Raw genomic sequence first — 17,162 nt, forward strand, 5'->3', positions numbered from 1 at the left:
GCCGTGATGCCCGCTTTGTCGCCCGTCTGCGTTAATGCATGTTGCGCGGCGGCACGCCAAGCCAGTCCATGATCCCCTGCGCGGCATGGCGCCCTTCCGCCATCGCGGTGACCACCAGATCCGCACCACGTACCGCATCACCGCCAGCAAAAATCTGCGGATTCGAGGTCTGGTAACGATAACGGCTCTCCACGGAGGCCCTGATGCGCCCCCAGTCGTCGGTTTCAACGCCCTGCGCCTGAAGCCACGGCATGGCGTGCGGATTAAACCCAAACGCCATGATCACCGCATCCGCTGGCATGACAAACTCACTGCCCGCCACCGGGACAGGACGACGCCGCCCCTGCGCATCCGGCTCGCCCAGACGGGTGCGCAGCATCCGGATACCCTTGACCTTCCCGTCGTCATCCAGCGTGAGCTCAACCGGCTGGACATTAAATTCAAACGCCGCGCCCTCTTCTTTCGCGTTTTTAACCTCTTTCTTTGAGCCCGGCATGTTGGCCTCGTCCCGCCGATAGGCGCAGGTTACTTTCGCCGCGCCATGTCGCAGCGCGGTGCGCACGCAGTCCATCGCCGTATCGCCCCCGCCCAGCACCACCACGTTTAACCCCTGCGTGTCGATAAACGGCTCGTCTGCGGCAGGGTCAAGACCCATCACGTTCCGCGTATTTGCCACTAAAAACGGCAGCGCGTCGTACACGCCCGGCGCGTCTTCATGAGGGATACCTGCTTTCATGGAACGATAGGTCCCTACGCCGATGAACAGGGCATCGTAGTCGTTTTGCAGTTGGACCATCGACACGTCTTTTCCCACCTCGCAGTTCAGCTCGAAGCGGATACCCATCGCGCTGAATATCTCTCTGCGCCGCGCTAACAGGGATTTATCCAGCTTGAAGGCCGGAATACCAAAGGTCAGCAATCCGCCGATTTCTGGATGGCGATCGTAGACCGTCACACCGATGCCGCTGCGCACCAGTACGTCGGCACAGGCCAGCCCTGCCGGACCGGCACCAATGATGGCGACGCGCTTACCGACCGGTGTAACGTGGCTGACGTCCGGCGTCCAGCCCATCGCCAGCGCCCGATCCGAGATATATCGTTCGATATTACCGATGGTTACCGCCCCTGACGCATCCCGCAGGGTGCAGGCGCCTTCACATAATCGATCCTGTGGACAGACGCGGCCGGTAATTTCCGGTAAACAGTTAGTCTGGTGAGAAAGCTCAGCCGCACCGAGGATATCCCCCGCCCTGATCCGCTCAATCCACTGCGGAATATGGTTATGCAGCGGGCAGGTCCACTCGCAAATGCTGTGGTCGCCACATTTCAGGCACCGGGATGCTTCGCGCTGCGCCTGTTCCGGGCGAAACGGCAAGTAGATCTCGTTAAAATGGCCGGCGCGCGCGTCGGGGCTGAGCTTATCCGGCTCACCGCGCGACGGGGTGTTTTGCATCTGTTGCCGTTTGGTTTGCGGAGGGGCTGATTGAACCGCCTCGCTGTGCCACGGCAGCGCGTCCAGCCTTGCGCTGCGCTGTCGGCGCTGTTTAACCAGCTTATCCAGCACGGCTGGGGTGGCGAGCGTAAGCACCTCCGCCGGGCAGTTTTCAACGCAGGCCGGGCCTTGCGGCCTTTCCAGGCAGAGGTCGCATTTGTGCGCCGAGGCCTTTACGCTGTCGTTTTCAAGCGGGGTGATCAGCATGTCCATCGTGCCAAACGGGCAGGCCACCACGCAGGCTTTACAGCCAATGCATTTTTGTTGATTGACCTGTACGCTGTCGCTGTGTTGCGTGATGGCTCCGTTCGGGCAGCTTTGCGCGCAGGGCGCATTTTCACAGTGGTGGCAGGTCACTGGGCTTTTTCGCAAGCCAGAGGTAAGGACCGTAATGCGGGGATGAAAATGGCGCTCGCTCAGCGCGTGCTGCTCCCCGTTGTGCGCCATCACACAGGCAACTTCGCAGGCGCGACAACCGATACACTGTTGAGCGTTGGCCATAATAAAACGATTCATAACAACACCTGTTTTTGGTTCAATAACCTTATTCTTTATATTGTTATCGTATTTACCCACAGTGGCATGGCGACGCAATGTTCAAATGCCCAGGAAGGCGAACTATTTCCAGTGAACCTGTGGCAGATCAATTTAATTCAGGAAGCTGATGAGTGACCGTTAAACGCCCCGTATCGGGAAGCCTGGCTCGGGCTTTCTTTTCGATGATTGTCTTGTCCGTTCTGATCAGCGCCATTGCGCTGGTTACACTCGCCAGCAGCCAGCGCGACGCCGAGGCGATTAACATCGCCGGATCGCTGCGCATGCAGAGCTACCGCCTGGGCTACGAAATGCAGCGCGCCAGCCCGTCACTGGCAGAGCACCGCGCGGTCTGGCAGAAAACGCTGAGCGCGCCTGCGTTGCAGAAGCTAAACCGCTGGTATGTGCCAGAGGACGTCAAACAGCGTTACCAGCAGTTGCAGCTTGGCTGGCAGGAGATGGACACGCGTATCGCCAGCGGCGATACCGGGTGGTATCAGAGCCACATAGAGGATTTCGTGGGCCGGATAGATGCCTTTGTGCTGGCGCTACAGCACTACACCGAACATAAGATACAGCTGGTGATTTTCATGTCGCTGACGGGCGGCCTGGGCATCCTGCTGCTGGCGGTGATGACCCTGCGGCGCATCCGCCGTCAGGTTGTGCTGCCGCTGAATAATCTGGTGGCAGCGAGCGAGCGTATCGAACAGGGGCAGTTCGATACCCCCGCGCCGGATATTATGCTTCCCAACGAGCTGGGCCAGCTTTCCCGCGCCTTCAACCATATGTCGGCGGAATTACACACCCTGTACCGTTCCCTGGAGCACTCCGTTGCCGAAAAAACCCGCCACCTGAATGAAGCGCATCAGCAGCTTGAAATGCTGTTCAAATGCTCACAGGCGTTGAATACCGGGCAGATAGACAGCCACTGCTTCCGGCATATTTTGCAAATTGTGCATGACTATACGCAGATGAATTACCTGCAATTGCGCACCAGTGACGACTGGCAGCTTTACGAAGGACAGGAGTCCCCGGACGAGAAAATGCACAATTTACCGGTATTAATGCAGGACACCCTGTACGGCGAACTGCGCTGGCAAAGCGCGACCGGGGATGTTCCGCTGCCGCTCATGGAAAGCGTGGCGACGATGCTGGGCCGGGGGCTCTATTTCAATCAGGCGCAGAAACATTATCAGCAGTTGCTGCTGATGGAAGAGCGCGCCACCATCGCGCGCGAGTTGCATGATTCGCTGGCGCAGGTGCTCTCCTATTTGCGTATTCAGCTTACGCTGCTGAAGCATGCCGTGCCGGGCGACAATGCCCCGGCGCAGACCATCATTACGGACTTCTCCCGCGAGCTGAATAACGCCTGGCATCAGCTACGCGAGCTGCTCACCACCTTTCGCCTGACGCTCAACCACGCCAATCTTCCTGCCGCGCTACAGGAGTCTCTCGACGGTTTGCAAAGCCAGACCAGCGCGAAGCTGGTGCTTGACTGCCGTCTCTCATCGCTGGCACTGGACGCGCAAAAACAGGTGCACCTCTTACAGATTGTGCGTGAGGCAGTGCTGAATGCGATTAAACATGCCGACGCCAGAGAGATTGTGGTCAGCTGCGTCACCACCGCGGACGGTACTCACACGGTCACGATCCGTGACAACGGTATTGGTATCGGCGACGCCAGTGAACCGCCGGGGCATTACGGGCTGAATATCATGCGCGAACGCGCGGGACGGCTCGGCGGAACATTACACTTTTCTCAGCCGCCACAGGGCGGTACACAGGTCAGCGTGACGTTCCGGACACCTGCGGCGCAGGCTGAAAAATAGCGGGAAAGAAGGCGCGCTGAAAAAAGCGCATGATAATTTACATTATCTCCTTTATTTCTCCACGTTTGACCTGGACCTTACCGCTAAAGTTAGGCGGGCAATAAACAATAATGACGTGCAGCAAAACGAGGTCACATTTTAATGGCGAATTTTTTCATCGATCGCCCCATTTTTGCCTGGGTGCTAGCAATCCTGTTGTGTCTGACGGGTGTCCTGGCGATTACTTCCCTTCCTGTTGAGCAATACCCCGACCTCGCCCCCCCTAACGTGCGTATCACGGCGAACTACCCTGGCGCCTCGGCACAGACGCTGGAAAATACCGTCACGCAGGTTATCGAGCAGAACATGACGGGTCTTGATAACCTGATGTACATGTCCTCGCAGAGCAGCGCCACGGGCCAGGCGACGGTAACCCTGAGCTTTACGGCGGGCACGGATCCGGACGAAGCGGTGCAGCAGGTGCAAAACCAGCTGCAATCGGCCCTGCGTAAACTGCCTCAGGCGGTGCAGAACCAGGGGGTGACCGTGCGTAAGACCGGTGACACCAATATTTTGACAATCGCGTTTGTTTCAACCGTTGGCTCGATGGATAAGCAGGACATCGCGGACTACGTCGCCAGTAATATTCAGGACCCGCTCAGCCGTATCAACGGCGTGGGTGATATCGACGCCTACGGCTCGCAGTATTCCATGCGTATCTGGCTGGATCCCAACAAGCTGAACAGCGTGCAGATGACCGCCAAAGATGTCACCGACGCCATCGAATCGCAGAACGCTCAGATTGCCGTGGGGCAGCTCGGTGGTACGCCGTCCGTGGATAACCAGGCGCTTAACGCCACCATCAACTCCCAGTCGCTGCTCCAGACGCCTGAACAGTTCCGCAATATCACTCTGCGCGTGAATCAGGACGGTTCGGAAGTGCGTCTGGGGGATGTCGCCACCGTGGAAATGGGGGCGGAAAAATATGACTACCTGAGTCGCTTTAACGGCAATGCTGCGTCCGGCCTGGGGGTGAAACTGGCCTCCGGCGCTAACGAAATGGCGACCGCGCAGCGGGTGTTAGAGCGTCTGGATGAGCTGTCGCATTACTTCCCGCACGGACTGGAGTACAAAGTCGCCTACGAAACCACCTCATTCGTAAAAGCCTCCATCGAAGATGTGGTGAAAACCCTGCTCGAAGCTATCGCGCTGGTGTTCCTCGTGATGTACCTGTTCCTGCAAAACTTCCGCGCCACGCTGATCCCCACCATTGCGGTGCCGGTGGTGTTGCTGGGAACCTTTGCGGTGCTGTATGCCTTCGGTTACAGCATCAACACCCTGACCATGTTTGCCATGGTGCTGGCCATCGGCCTGCTGGTCGATGATGCCATCGTGGTGGTGGAAAACGTCGAGCGCATCATGAGCGAGGAAGGGCTTTCGCCCCGCGAGGCCACGCGCAAATCGATGGGACAAATTCAGGGTGCGCTGGTCGGTATCGCCATGGTGCTGTCGGCGGTATTTATCCCGATGGCGTTTTTTGGCGGCACTACGGGCGCGATTTATCGCCAGTTCTCGATCACCATCGTCTCTGCGATGGTGCTCTCCGTACTGGTGGCGATGATCCTTACCCCTGCTCTGTGCTCGACGCTGCTCAAACCGCTGCATAAGGGCGAACACCACGGTCAAAAAGGCTTCTTCGGCTGGTTTAACCGGATGTTTAACCGAAATGCGGCGCGCTATGAAGCGGGCGTGGGTAAAGTACTGCACCGCAGCGTGCGCTGGATGGTGGTCTATGTCCTGCTGCTCGGCGGCATGGTCTTCTTATTCCTGCGGCTGCCAACCTCGTTCCTGCCGCTGGAAGATCGCGGCATGTTTATCACCTCCGTACAGTTACCGAGCGGCTCGACCCAGCAGCAGACCCTGAAAGTGGTGCAGAAGGTTGAGAACTACTTCCATACTCAGGAGAAGGATAACGTGGTCTCCGTCTTCTCCACCGTCGGCTCTGGCCCTGGCGGTAACGGGCAGAACGTGGCGCGTATGTTTGTGCGCCTGAAAGACTGGGACCAGCGCGACAGCGATAGCGGCTCCTCCTTTGCCATCATTGAACGTGCAACTAAAGCGTTCAACAAAATCAAGGAAGCGCGCGTTTTCGCCAGCAGCCCGCCCGCTATCAGTGGCCTGGGCAGCTCAGCCGGATTTGATATGGAGCTTCAGGATCACGCGGGTGCCGGGCATGACGCGTTGATGGCAGCTCGCGATAAACTGCTCGAGCTGGCCGGGAAAGAGCCGCAGCTTACCCGCGTTCGTCATAACGGTCTGGATGACAGCCCTCAGCTACAGGTGGATATCGACCAGCGTAAAGCGCAGGCGCTGGGCGTCTCCATCGACGACATTAACGACACCCTGCAAACGGCATGGGGCTCAAGCTACGTGAATGACTTTATGGATCGCGGTCGCGTGAAAAAGGTCTACGTTCAGTCTGCTGCCAAATACCGCATGCTGCCGGACGATATCAACCGCTGGTATGTGCGCAATAACACCGGCGGCATGGTGCCGTTCTCGGCGTTTGCGACGTCACGCTGGGAGACCGGTTCGCCGCGTCTGGAGCGTTACAACGGCTATTCGGCGCTGGAGATTGTCGGTGAAGCCGCGCCTGGCGTCAGTACCGGTACTGCAATGGACATTATGGAAAAACTGGTTCAGCAGTTACCGACCGGCTTTGGCCTGGAGTGGACGGCGATGTCCTACCAGGAACGGCTTTCCGGCGCGCAGGCGCCTGCCCTGTATGCCCTTTCGCTGCTGGTGGTGTTCCTCTGCCTGGCGGCGCTGTATGAAAGCTGGTCAGTGCCGTTCTCGGTAATGCTGGTGGTGCCTCTCGGGGTCATCGGCGCGCTGCTGGCAACCTGGATGCGTGGCCTGGAAAACGATGTCTATTTCCAGGTCGGACTCCTCACCGTAATCGGATTGTCGGCGAAAAACGCCATTCTGATCGTCGAATTTGCCAATGAGATGAATGCCAAAGGTCACGAACTGATGGCCGCCACGCTGCACGCCTGTCGTCAGCGCCTGCGCCCGATCCTGATGACTTCTCTGGCGTTTGTGTTTGGCGTCCTGCCGATGGCCACCAGCTCCGGCGCAGGCTCCAGCAGCCAGCACGCGGTGGGAACGGGCGTTATGGGGGGAATGATTTCCGCGACGATTCTGGCTATCTATTTCGTACCGCTGTTCTTTGTGCTGATACGCCGTCGTTTCCCGCTGAAGGATAAGCCGGAATAACCCGTTGAAATAAAAAAAGGCGGCTTTACAGGCCGCCTTTTTATTGTGTGATTCTTTCACACTATGGTTATTTTAGTTAATTAAGTGCTCTTGCATTTCTTACCGGAAATTCATTTACGAAGCATGCCTTCGATAAAATCTTTCCAGTTCCCCAGTTCATGTTCAATCATAACAACCTCTCTTATTATTATGTGCATTCTACGAAAACGTATCATCATTGTGAAGCCACTTTAACCGATTGCTGTGATTGAGCCTCGCTGTGCAGGTAGGTTTAGGATCACTATGAGCGTTGCCGGGTAAATTTTATGTGACCTACAGCAATATTTTGAAATAGTCAGAAAAATGACAGCATTTTTAATTTCCCCCTGAGTTTATTGGCAATTTATACAGAGTGGACAACTATGCTTAAAAGATGGAACACTATTCAGCGTACAGCTGTTCGTTGAATTATGGAGAATTGTAAATCACGAAAAATTCCGAATATGTTATATTCCACTTAAGGATATATCTTCGAAAATATTGAACATTTAATCCACACAAGAACAAAAGGATTCACTATGGTTGTGATGTACGGCATTAAGAATTGCGATACGATTAAAAAAGCCCGCCGCTGGCTGGAAGCACACAACATCGACTATCGCTTCCATGATTACCGTGCCGACGGGCTTGACCCCGCGTTTCTCCATTCCGCCATCAACGAACTGGGCTGGGAAGCGCTGCTGAACACCCGCGGGACCACCTGGCGAAAACTGGATGAATCTCTCCGGGCCACGATCAACAACGCCGACAGCGCAGCCAAACTGATGCTTGAAATGCCGGCAATCACCAAACGCCCATTGCTCTGCAAGCCAGGTCAGCCTATGCTGCTGGGTTTCAGTGAAACCCTTTATTCAGATTTATTCGTTGAGGTGTAGTCTATGTCATGCCCGGTCATTGAGCTGACTCAGCAGCTTATTCGCCGTCCTTCCCTTAGCCCGGACGACGCAGGTTGTCAGGCATTAATGATTGAGCGCCTGCGTGCCATCGGTTTTACCGTCGAGCACATGGATTTTGGCGATACGCAGAACTTCTGGGCATGGCGCGGTCAGGGGGAGACGCTGGCGTTTGCCGGACATACCGACGTAGTTCCCGCAGGCGACGCAGACCGCTGGATCAACCCGCCTTTTGAGCCAACCATCCGCGACGGCATGCTTTTCGGACGCGGCGCTGCGGATATGAAAGGTTCCCTGGCTGCGATGGTCGTGGCGGCAGAGCGTTTCGTCGCCCAGCATCCGAACCATAAAAACCGTCTTGCGTTTTTGATTACCTCCGATGAAGAAGCCAGCGCCCACAACGGCACCGTGAAGGTCGTTGAGGCGCTGATGGCGCGCAATGAACGTCTGGACTACTGTCTGGTGGGCGAACCGTCCAGTACCGAAGTGGTGGGCGATGTGGTGAAAAATGGCCGCCGTGGATCCCTGACCTGCAATTTGACCATTCATGGCGTGCAGGGCCACGTTGCCTATCCGCACCTGGCGGATAACCCGGTACACCGCGCCGCGCCGATGCTGAACGAACTGGTGGGCATTGAATGGGATAAAGGCAACGAATTTTTCCCGCCAACCAGCATGCAAATAGCCAACATCAAGGCCGGCACCGGCAGCAACAACGTCATTCCCGGCGATCTCTTCGTCCAGTTTAACTTCCGCTTCAGCACCGAACTGACCGACGAGATGATAAAAGCGCGCGTGATTGCGCTGCTAGAGAAATACCAGCTGCGCTATACCCTCGACTGGTGGCTGTCTGGCCAGCCGTTCCTGACGCAGCGCGGTAAACTGGTGGATGCGGTAGTGAACGCCATTGCGCACTATAATGAAATTAAGCCACAGCTGCTGACAACGGGCGGCACATCTGACGGACGCTTTATTGCCCGCATGGGCGCACAGGTTGTCGAACTGGGTCCGGTTAACGCGACGATTCACAAAATCAATGAATGCGTGAACGCTGCCGATTTACAACTGCTGGCCCGCATGTATCAACGTATTATGGAGCAGCTCGTCGCCTGACGGGTGCTTAAAGAGGATTAGCGAATGGACTGGCTTTCAAAGTACTGGTGGATTCTGGTGTTGGTATTTCTGGTAGGCGTGCTGCTTAACGTGATTAAAGATCTCAAGCGCGTTGACCACAAAAAGTTCCTTGCCAACAAACCGGATCTTCCGCCGCACCGTGATTTTAACGACAAGTGGGACGATGAAGACGACTGGCCGAAGAAGGACCAGAAGAAGTAATCGCTTTGTTTCCCCTCTCCCTAGGGAGAGGGGAAACCTCACATAAACTCGACGATATCATCATCATTCGGCTTACCGCCGCTGAGCGCTTCATCAAAGTAGTGCTTCGGTACGGTATAACGCAGATGATCGAGCGCGAACTGCATGCTGCGATCGTCAATGGCATGCCCCAGATCGTCCACGATATCCAGCGTCACATCCCCGCCCTCGCGCATCAGCGTCTCCTGGGCCGCAACCGCATGCGAAAGCTCAATTACCCGGTCTTCACCCCCATGAATGAGATGGATCGTGGTCTGCGTGGTCGCGCTTTGCGGTAACGTCGCAAAACGCCCGTTGAAGGCAATCACGCGGGACACCAGTCCGGGCTGCGCTTTTACGCTTTCCAGCGACATGATTGAGCCCTGAGAGAAGCCAATCAGCGCTGTTGCATTGGCACCTACGCCGCTCTGCTGCTGCCAGTAACGCACGATATCGATAAAGGCTGGCATAACGGCATCAATACGTGCCTGACGATTTTCCTCCGTCACGCCCTCGACGGAAAACCACTGCCGCCCGTCCGGACCGCAGGGCTCCACGCCGCCGATACTGACGATCAGCGCGTGTGGGAAAACGGGTGCAAACCAGCTGCCAATCTGTCCCATATTGACGGCATTGTCGCCCACGCCATGAAACAGAAGCAGTAGCTGTTTAGCAGGTGTATCCGGGCTTTGCACAACAAAATGGTCATGTTTCATGGCGATCTCCTTAATTGTTAAGCAGGATTTTACGCCTCTGCGGGGTAATGACCATGCCACTTTACTGAAGAAGTCATTGAAAAAATTGCCATTGCAAAATGTCGGCTTTCAGCCGCTGGCTACGGGAGTAATCAAGCCTTTCAAGCGCGTGAGCGGTTTCCTCGCGTAGCTTCGCCAGCAACGCTTTGCGCCCGAAATCGTGTGTATTCCCTTCCATTTTCCCGCGCAGCGCCGGGAGCGGCATATCCACGGCTAACAACAATCGCGTTAGCGCCGCAACCGAGGTTGAAAACGCCCGGTGCGCAAAGGCAAACCCCGCCAGCTCCAGCCAGTCGTCACTATTAAGGGTAGCTTCCCATGCATCCATCACCGGGATCTTTTCGCCATTCCAGGCCGACAGGACGCGCATATCACGACATAAACGCTGATGCGCCTCTTCGCAGAGCTGATGCCCCGCCTCGCTCAGCGGCAGCAACGCCATCGCCGTATAGCACCCGCTGCTGGCCTCCCGGTGGCTGCCCATTCGCACCAGCACAAACCCGCACTGCCGCCAGAAACGCCACAGCTCGTCGGTATAGCCAAAGCTGACCGAGAGATAATCTTCTCCGCTGGCACTGCGGATCAGCCCCTGGCCGATGCCTTCCCGCTGGCGATGAGGATGAACCGCAATACGGCTGACGCGTCGGCCTTTCAGCGTCGCCGCGAGAGGCGATCCGCCGTGCGCCGCCAGCGACTGTGCCACCAGATTTCCACGCGGCCGACGAAACCCCGCCCATACTGCGCGGCTAAGTTCAGGGGGTAACCCCCCCTCCTCCACCAGCCAGAGCGCGCCAGCGATCTCCGCGCCCGCCTGAGCAACAGCAAAGTGCTGGCCGGGGGCGTCCATCATCCGGCGTAAATCGAGGGGGGACGTCCGGTAGTGCGCGGCACACAGCAGTTCATACACGCCTGCCCCGCGCGCCGGATCGCTCTCCCACACCCCGGGCGCCAGCGACGTTAAACTTACCTCCCCTGCCGGTTTGCGATCGATAAGCGCATCGTCGAACAGCAGCGCGTTCGCCACGATTCGCTCAAGAGGACATCCGGCAGCCCAGCGTACAGGAGTTGATAAGGTATATCGCCGCAGACCGCTGAACCGGGCGCAGAACTTCAGCAGGAATCCCCTGCCCGTGCCTTCATAACCCTGCACCGTAGTGGTCAACAACACGCGGGGAAAGCGCATCGTCAGTTTCTCGAGCAGCGGGCCGGGGATGGCGGCCGCCTCATCGACAATCAGCCAGTCAGCTTCTGTTGTGGAGGCCAGCAGCGCATCCGGGGCCATAAAGTGAAAATGTTCCCCGGCGAAACGCGCGATGACATCCGTCGCCCCTTTTGCCGGTGCGGTCACTACAGCACTACCCTGAATGCCGTTGAGCAACATGCCCGCCAGGGCGGACTTTCCTCGTCCGCGCGGGGCCGTCACGGCAGCCACGCCAGCAGGCATGGTCAGAAGCGCGTCGAGGATCTCAGCCTGCTCGCGCTGCGGTTCACCGCTGGCGGACTGCCAGGCGGGTAAATCTGGCGCAACGGGAAGGCACAGAGGACGATGTTGATGCCAGACGATAGCATCTGAATCGGCGGCCAGCGTCCGGCAAAAATGGTAAACAAAGTGCGGGGTGGCGATCGGCTCGGCGCTGTCGCTCCAGCGTAGAGAATCCGCGTCGGGCCTGTTAGCCCAGACGGAGAACGGCGGCACCAGCAGCACCAGAAGGCTTCCGGCGCGCAGGGTCCCGCTGAGGGCGGCGAAGGCCGAGACGTCAAACCCGCGACGCGCGTCAAAAACGGCGTGCAGATATTCACGTCCCAGCAGGCCGCTGATGGCCTTAGAGGGGTTTTCCTCCAGCCACAGCCAGTCTCCTGGTAACGTATCGCGCAGGATGGTCGCCTGGCTCAACGTCCACGCTTCATCGCCGCTAAGCACCACCAGCCGGCGGTGCCCGGTACGCTGAAGCTGGTTAACCAGCTGTTCAACCCCCAACATCACATAGCTTTGCCGAAGGTATTACACTGCGACGGGTTGCCGCTGTCAAAGCCACGCTTAAACCAGCTGTAGCGCTGCTCTGAGGTGCCATGGGTAAAGCTGTCCGGCACAACGCGCCCCTGGCTTTGCTGCTGCAAGCGATCGTCACCAATCGCCTGTGCGGCATTCAGGGCCTCTTCCAGATCGCCTGTTTCCAGCACGCCCTGCTGCTGCATGCTGTGTCCCCAGACGCCAGCGAAGCAGTCGGCCTGAAGCTCCATGCGTACGGAGAGATGATTCACCTCCGCCTGAGACGCATTCTGCTGCATCTGACGCACTTTAGGTTCAATGCCGAGGAGCTTCTGCACATGGTGGCCGACTTCATGCGCGATCACGTAGCCCTGGGCAAAATCGCCGTCGGCGCCCAGCTTGCTTTTCATGTCGTCATAGAAGGAGAGATCGATATAGACGGTGCTGTCCGCCGGGCAGTAGAACGGCCCCATAACGGACTGCCCGGTGCCGCAGCCCGTGCGGGTTGCTCCCCGGTACATCACCAGTTTTGGCGGCTGATAAGTCCGCCCCATTTTCTCGAACTGCTGACCCCAGGTATCTTCGGTCGTCGCGAGAATAACGGAAGTAAATTTCGCCGCTTCATCTTCATTCGGGCTGATGGAGCGCTGAGAATACTGCTGCTGTTGCCCGGTTTCACCGGTCATCAAACCGGTCAGGTCGACACCGTAGTAGCCCGCTACCAGCACGACGACCAGCAGAATAATACCGCCCTTGCCGCTGGGTAACCGGAAACCTGGCCCGCCCATAGACGGACCACCGCTACCACTGCTGCGTCTGTCTTCTACGTTGTCACTTTCACGACGCCCTTGCCAGCGCATAAACACCTCGAACTATTCCATTTATAATAGCTATGATCGTAGGCGGTTAATGAAAGGATTACCATAGTAAACAAGGATAAGACGCCAAAGGATGCCAACATCCTTTGGCAAATGCGCAGTTTAGTCGAGCTTAACGCCTAAACGGTGAGCAACCGCTTCGTACGCTTCGACCACGCCACCCAGACTCTGGCGGAAACGGTCTTTGTCCATTTTATCCAGCGTCTCTTTGTCCCACAGGCGGCTGCCGTCAGGAGAGAACTCGTCGCCCAGCACCACTTCGCCTTTGTACAGACCGAACTCCAGCTTGAAGTCGACCAGGATCAGGCCCGCGTCATCAAACAGCTTTTTCAGCACGTCGTTGGCTTTGTAGGTCAGTTCCTGCATGCGCGCCAGGTTCTCTTTGCTGACCCAGCCGAAGGTTTCGCAGTAGGATTCGTTGACCATCGGGTCATGCATGGCGTCGTTTTTCAGGAACAGATCGAACAGCGGTGGATTCAGTTCGATACCCTCTTCAATGCCCAGACGCTTCACCAGGGAGCCTGCGGCACGGTTACGGATCACGCACTCAACCGGCACCATATCCAGTTTTTTTACCAGACATTCCGTATCGGACAACAACGCTTCCATCTGAGTCGGGATACCGGCTTCGGCCAGTTTGGTCATAATGAAGTGGTTGAACTTGTTGTTCACCATGCCCTTACGATCGAACTGCTCAATGCGTGCGCCGTCTCCTGCTGACGTATCATTGCGGAATTCGAGCACCAACAGATCCGGGTTTTCCGTGCTGTATACGGTTTTCGCTTTGCCACGATACAACTCAGCTTGCTTCTGCATCTTCATTACTCCTGGTGTGATGATTTGTATTCAAAACTGGCCATATTATGCCACGCACACGTTTGCGTGGCACGAAAATAAAAAGGGCTGGATTAACCAGCCCTCACTATTATTTGCTGAATGCGGCCTGGAAGGCAGCGACCAGCGCATCGTTCTGCGCCTGGGTCAGCGTGTGTCCTTTCGGATCGATAAACTGCAGGCTGCTGCGGTTATCGAGGTCGCCGACCTGGATTTTGTAGTCACCGGAAGGCAACTGTGGATCGCTTGCCCCCAGCTCCTGCCAGGCACTTTCAGACAGCGGCTTATAGGTCGCTGTGATGCTGCCCGTTGAACGGGTGCTGTCGGTCACCTTCATGCCCACTTTTTCCAGCGTGGCTGGCAGACGCTGCCAGGTCTGGTTAAACGGCGCACGCACCACCAGCATTGGCAGGCCGGTATCGTCTGCACCGCTCTGCACGTCAAACGTTGAGCCGTTACGGTTCTGCGCGGCGTTTGCGGCATCAGCAGCGTTCTTATCCAGACCCGCTGCAATCACGTTCAGCATTTCGGTACTGTAGCGCTGCATGGCGGACGGATCGGCAACCGGTTTACCTGCCTGCTCAAGATTCAACAGCTTAACGGTAACCGCCTGCTGATAACCCTGCGGCTTAACGGAGACTTGATAACGACCACGATACTGCTGGTCTTCATCGAGACGGTTCCACTCAATCCAGTCGGTGGTTAAGGTCTGGCTGGCGTCGTCGCGTTTATCAATCGGATAGTTTTTCGACTGAATGACGCTCACAACCTGCGGCCACAGCGTGGTACCGCGTGCGCTTTCCACCAGCAGAGAAGCTGTATCTCCGGTGAACTGCGTGCGCGCGCCACTCACCAGCGCCAGAGGCTGAGCTGGCGGACGAATATCGAGCGCTTTACCCACCAGGCCGCTGCCGTTGGTAACCGGAATATTATAATCACCGTTCTGGATCGGCAGGATCATGCCGGCAGGCGCGTGAAGTTCAGCAAGCGGCGGCGCATCCAGATAGGATTCATCACCGCTCACCTGGCGCTTGTAGCGCGAGTCTGAACTACAGGCAGCGAGGAGCATAACAAGCGAAACACCCGCAACCTTGGCCAGGCGCGACTTCTGTACTGAATAAGCCATCAAATCTCCCTAAACTTTACAGCAAACCGGCATGCTTCAGCGCGCCAGCGACAATTTCACGACCATGGTCGGTAATCGGTGTCATTGGCAGACGCAGCGTGTCGGTTGCTACAAGCCCCAACTCCTTACATGCCCATTTCACTGGGATCGGATTGGGTTCGACAAATAATTTATTATGCAACGGCATCAGACGCTGATTAATCACGCGAGCTTCATCAAAGTGACCGGCTGCGGCCAGTTTGCACATGTCAGCCATATCACGCGCCGCCACGTTCGCCGTCACGGAAATAACGCCGTTACCACCGAGCTGCATAAAGTCCAGTGCGGTCGCATCATCACCGCTCAACAGGATAAAGTCGTCTGAAACCAGCTCTTTGATCTGATGAACGCGGCTTAAGTTCCCTGTCGCCTCTTTAATCCCGATAATATTTTTTACTTTCGAGAGACGGCCAACGGTTTCCGGCAGCATATCGCAACCGGTACGGGACGGCACATTATACAGAATTTGTGGCAAGTCAGTATGTTCAGCGATGGCTTTGAAATGCTGGAACAAACCTTCCTGAGTTGGACGGTTGTAGTAAGGGGTCACCGTCAGACAGCCAACAATGCCGCTGTCGTTAAAACGCTGAGTCAGGCTAATGGCCTCTGCCGTTGCGTTTGCGCCCGTACCCGCGATGACCGGAATACGCCCGTCCGCCAGTTCCAGGGTCAGCATCACAACGTCGCCGTGCTCTTCGTGGCTCAGCGTGGCGGATTCACCGGTAGTCCCTACCGAAACGATCGCCGAGGTTCCATTGGCGACATGGTAATCAATGAGCTTCTTCATGCTTGACCGGCAGACATTACCTTTTTCATCCATCGGTGTAACAAGCGCGACAATACTTCCCGTGAACATGAGCCATCCTCTGTGCGAACAAGAGCCTCAATGTTACGTTTGGAACTGTAATAAAAGCAAGCGACCTGAGGCTCTCAGGCGGTTGTATGCATGTTTTTTTTATGCTTTCCTTAGGAAGACTTAACCACGCAAAGGAAGAACAGGTTTGACAACCTCATCACAACATTACCTGGTTATCACTGCGCTGGGTGCTGACAGGCCGGGTATCGTGAATACCATCACTCGCCACGTGAGCAGCTGCGGCTGCAATATCGAAGACAGCCGGCTGGCTATGCTTGGCGAAGAGTTCACGTTCATCATGCTGCTTTCCGGAACATGGAATGCCATTACCCTCATCGAATCTACCCTGCCGCTGAAAGGCGCAGAGCTGGATTTACTGATTGTGATGAAGCGCACCACCGCGCGCCCGCGTCCGGCTCTGCCTGCCACAGTCTGGGTACAGGTTGAAGTGCCTGATTCACCTCATCTGATTGAACGTTTTACGGCACTGTTTGACAGCCATCAGATGAACATTGCCGAACTGGTTTCCCGCACGCAGCCTGGCGATGAAAACGCCATCCCGACGCTGTTTATTCAAATCACCGCCCACAGCCCTGCCTCGCAGGATGCGTCAAATATCGAGCAAGCGTTCAAAGCCCTCTGTACAGAATTACACGCGCAAGGCAGTATAAGCGTCGTCGATTATTCGCAGCACGAACAGGATGGAGTTGAGTAATGAACCCACTGAAAGCCGGTGATATCGCACCGAAATTTAGCTTACCGGATCAAGACGGCGAGCAAGTAAATTTGACCGACTTCCAGGGACAGCGTGTTCTGGTCTATTTCTACCCGAAAGCCATGACCCCGGGCTGTACCGTACAGGCCTGCGGTTTACGCGACAACATGGATGAGTTGAAAAAGGTCGGTGTGGAAGTGCTGGGCATCAGCACCGATAAACCAGAGAAGCTGTCACGTTTTGCGGAAAAAGAGCTGCTGAACTTCACGCTGCTTTCCGATGAAGACCACCAGGTTTGCGAGCAGTTTGGCGTCTGGGGTGAGAAGTCCTTTATGGGCAAAACGTACGACGGTATTCACCGCATCAGCTTCCTGATTGACGCTGACGGTAAAGTTGAGCACGTGTTTGATGATTTCAAAACCAGCAACCACCACGACGTGGTGTTGAACTGGCTGAAACAAAGCGCCTGATAAACAGCAAAACGGCAACCCAGGTTGCCGTTTTTGGTGTTTGCCCCCTCTCCCCGTGGGCTGAGGGTTCCCCACAAATTAATGCGAGCACTGAGCAATCCCCT

General features: G+C 56.4%; 15 protein-coding genes. 7 read left to right on the forward strand and 8 right to left on the reverse strand.

Translation table 11 applies throughout. From position 1 onward, the window contains the following. Positions 1-31 precede the first annotated feature (31 nt). On the reverse strand, positions 32-2,008 hold the full coding sequence (gene aegA / locus ACOT0L_RS13055) for a formate-dependent uric acid utilization protein AegA (RefSeq protein WP_126503334.1): 1,977 nt from the start codon (positions 2,006-2,008) through the stop codon (positions 32-34). 152 nt (positions 2,009-2,160) lie between these two features. Here aegA and narQ point away from each other — a divergent pair, with 152 nt between their 5' ends. After that, positions 2,161-3,855, forward strand: a complete 1,695-nt coding sequence (narQ, locus tag ACOT0L_RS13060) for a nitrate/nitrite two-component system sensor histidine kinase NarQ (protein WP_126503332.1) — start codon at positions 2,161-2,163, stop codon at positions 3,853-3,855. Between the two features lie 141 nt (positions 3,856-3,996). After that, complete coding sequence (acrD, locus tag ACOT0L_RS13065) at positions 3,997-7,110, forward strand: multidrug efflux RND transporter permease AcrD (RefSeq protein WP_126503330.1); 3,114 nt, start codon at positions 3,997-3,999, stop codon at positions 7,108-7,110. Positions 7,111-7,220: 110 nt separating this feature from the next. Here acrD and ypfM read toward each other — a convergent pair whose 3' ends face one another. Next, complete coding sequence (gene ypfM, locus ACOT0L_RS13070; protein WP_100181659.1) at positions 7,221-7,280, reverse strand: protein YpfM; 60 nt, start codon at positions 7,278-7,280, stop codon at positions 7,221-7,223. A 387-nt stretch (positions 7,281-7,667) separates the two neighbouring features. Between ypfM and ACOT0L_RS13075 the strand changes: the two genes are divergently transcribed. Genes ACOT0L_RS13075 through ACOT0L_RS13085 form a run of 3 tightly spaced genes read left to right on the forward strand, consistent with a single transcriptional unit; the run spans position 7,668 to position 9,377 of the window. After that, positions 7,668-8,024, forward strand: coding sequence for an ArsC family reductase (locus ACOT0L_RS13075; RefSeq protein ID WP_126503328.1), 357 nt, complete (start codon positions 7,668-7,670; stop codon positions 8,022-8,024). Between the two features lie 3 nt (positions 8,025-8,027). After that, on the forward strand, positions 8,028-9,155 hold the full coding sequence (dapE, locus tag ACOT0L_RS13080; protein ID WP_017383496.1) for a succinyl-diaminopimelate desuccinylase: 1,128 nt from the start codon (positions 8,028-8,030) through the stop codon (positions 9,153-9,155). A 24-nt stretch (positions 9,156-9,179) separates the two neighbouring features. Continuing rightward, positions 9,180-9,377 (forward strand): YpfN family protein, encoded by a 198-nt coding sequence (locus ACOT0L_RS13085; RefSeq protein WP_000383991.1) that lies wholly within the window; start codon positions 9,180-9,182, stop codon positions 9,375-9,377. A 38-nt stretch (positions 9,378-9,415) separates the two neighbouring features. Here ACOT0L_RS13085 and ypfH read toward each other — a convergent pair whose 3' ends face one another. From ypfH to dapA, 6 genes are all read right to left on the reverse strand, one after another. Then, entirely contained in the window at positions 9,416-10,111 is a 696-nt protein-coding gene (ypfH, locus tag ACOT0L_RS13090) for an esterase (RefSeq protein ID WP_126503326.1), read from the reverse strand. A gap of 73 nt (positions 10,112-10,184) precedes the next feature. After that, positions 10,185-12,131: a tRNA(Met) cytidine acetyltransferase TmcA gene (locus tag ACOT0L_RS13095; protein WP_126503324.1), complete on the reverse strand. Its 1,947-nt coding sequence runs from the start codon at positions 12,129-12,131 to the stop codon at positions 10,185-10,187. Continuing rightward, entirely contained in the window at positions 12,131-13,000 is an 870-nt protein-coding gene (locus ACOT0L_RS13100) for a neutral zinc metallopeptidase (RefSeq protein WP_063151989.1), read from the reverse strand. Before ACOT0L_RS13100 ends, ACOT0L_RS13095 begins: the two co-directional genes overlap by 1 nt. Before the next feature lie 120 nt (positions 13,001-13,120). Next, positions 13,121-13,834 (reverse strand): phosphoribosylaminoimidazolesuccinocarboxamide synthase, encoded by a 714-nt coding sequence (purC, locus tag ACOT0L_RS13105; protein ID WP_001171626.1) that lies wholly within the window; start codon positions 13,832-13,834, stop codon positions 13,121-13,123. 109 nt (positions 13,835-13,943) lie between these two features. Beyond that, complete coding sequence (bamC, locus tag ACOT0L_RS13110; protein ID WP_046619008.1) at positions 13,944-14,978, reverse strand: outer membrane protein assembly factor BamC; 1,035 nt, start codon at positions 14,976-14,978, stop codon at positions 13,944-13,946. A 16-nt stretch (positions 14,979-14,994) separates the two neighbouring features. Beyond that, positions 14,995-15,873 carry a 4-hydroxy-tetrahydrodipicolinate synthase gene (gene dapA, locus ACOT0L_RS13115; RefSeq protein ID WP_003860542.1) on the reverse strand — a complete coding sequence of 293 codons (879 nt, stop codon included), beginning with the start codon at positions 15,871-15,873 and terminating at the stop codon, positions 14,995-14,997. A gap of 145 nt (positions 15,874-16,018) precedes the next feature. Here dapA and ACOT0L_RS13120 point away from each other — a divergent pair, with 145 nt between their 5' ends. Both ACOT0L_RS13120 and bcp read left to right on the forward strand, forming a co-directional pair. Beyond that, complete coding sequence (locus ACOT0L_RS13120) at positions 16,019-16,588, forward strand: glycine cleavage system transcriptional repressor (RefSeq protein WP_000213743.1); 570 nt, start codon at positions 16,019-16,021, stop codon at positions 16,586-16,588. Beyond that, a complete protein-coding gene (gene bcp / locus ACOT0L_RS13125; RefSeq protein WP_022648972.1) occupies positions 16,588-17,058 on the forward strand; it encodes a thioredoxin-dependent thiol peroxidase in 471 nt (156 codons plus the stop codon). The genes ACOT0L_RS13120 and bcp overlap by 1 nt, the downstream gene beginning before the upstream one ends. Positions 17,059-17,162 lie beyond the last annotated feature (104 nt).

Origin of the sequence: Enterobacter cloacae complex sp. XAL002 (assembly GCF_049236805.1) — a bacterium.
Classification (GTDB): domain Bacteria; phylum Pseudomonadota; class Gammaproteobacteria; order Enterobacterales; family Enterobacteriaceae; genus Enterobacter; species Enterobacter intestinihominis.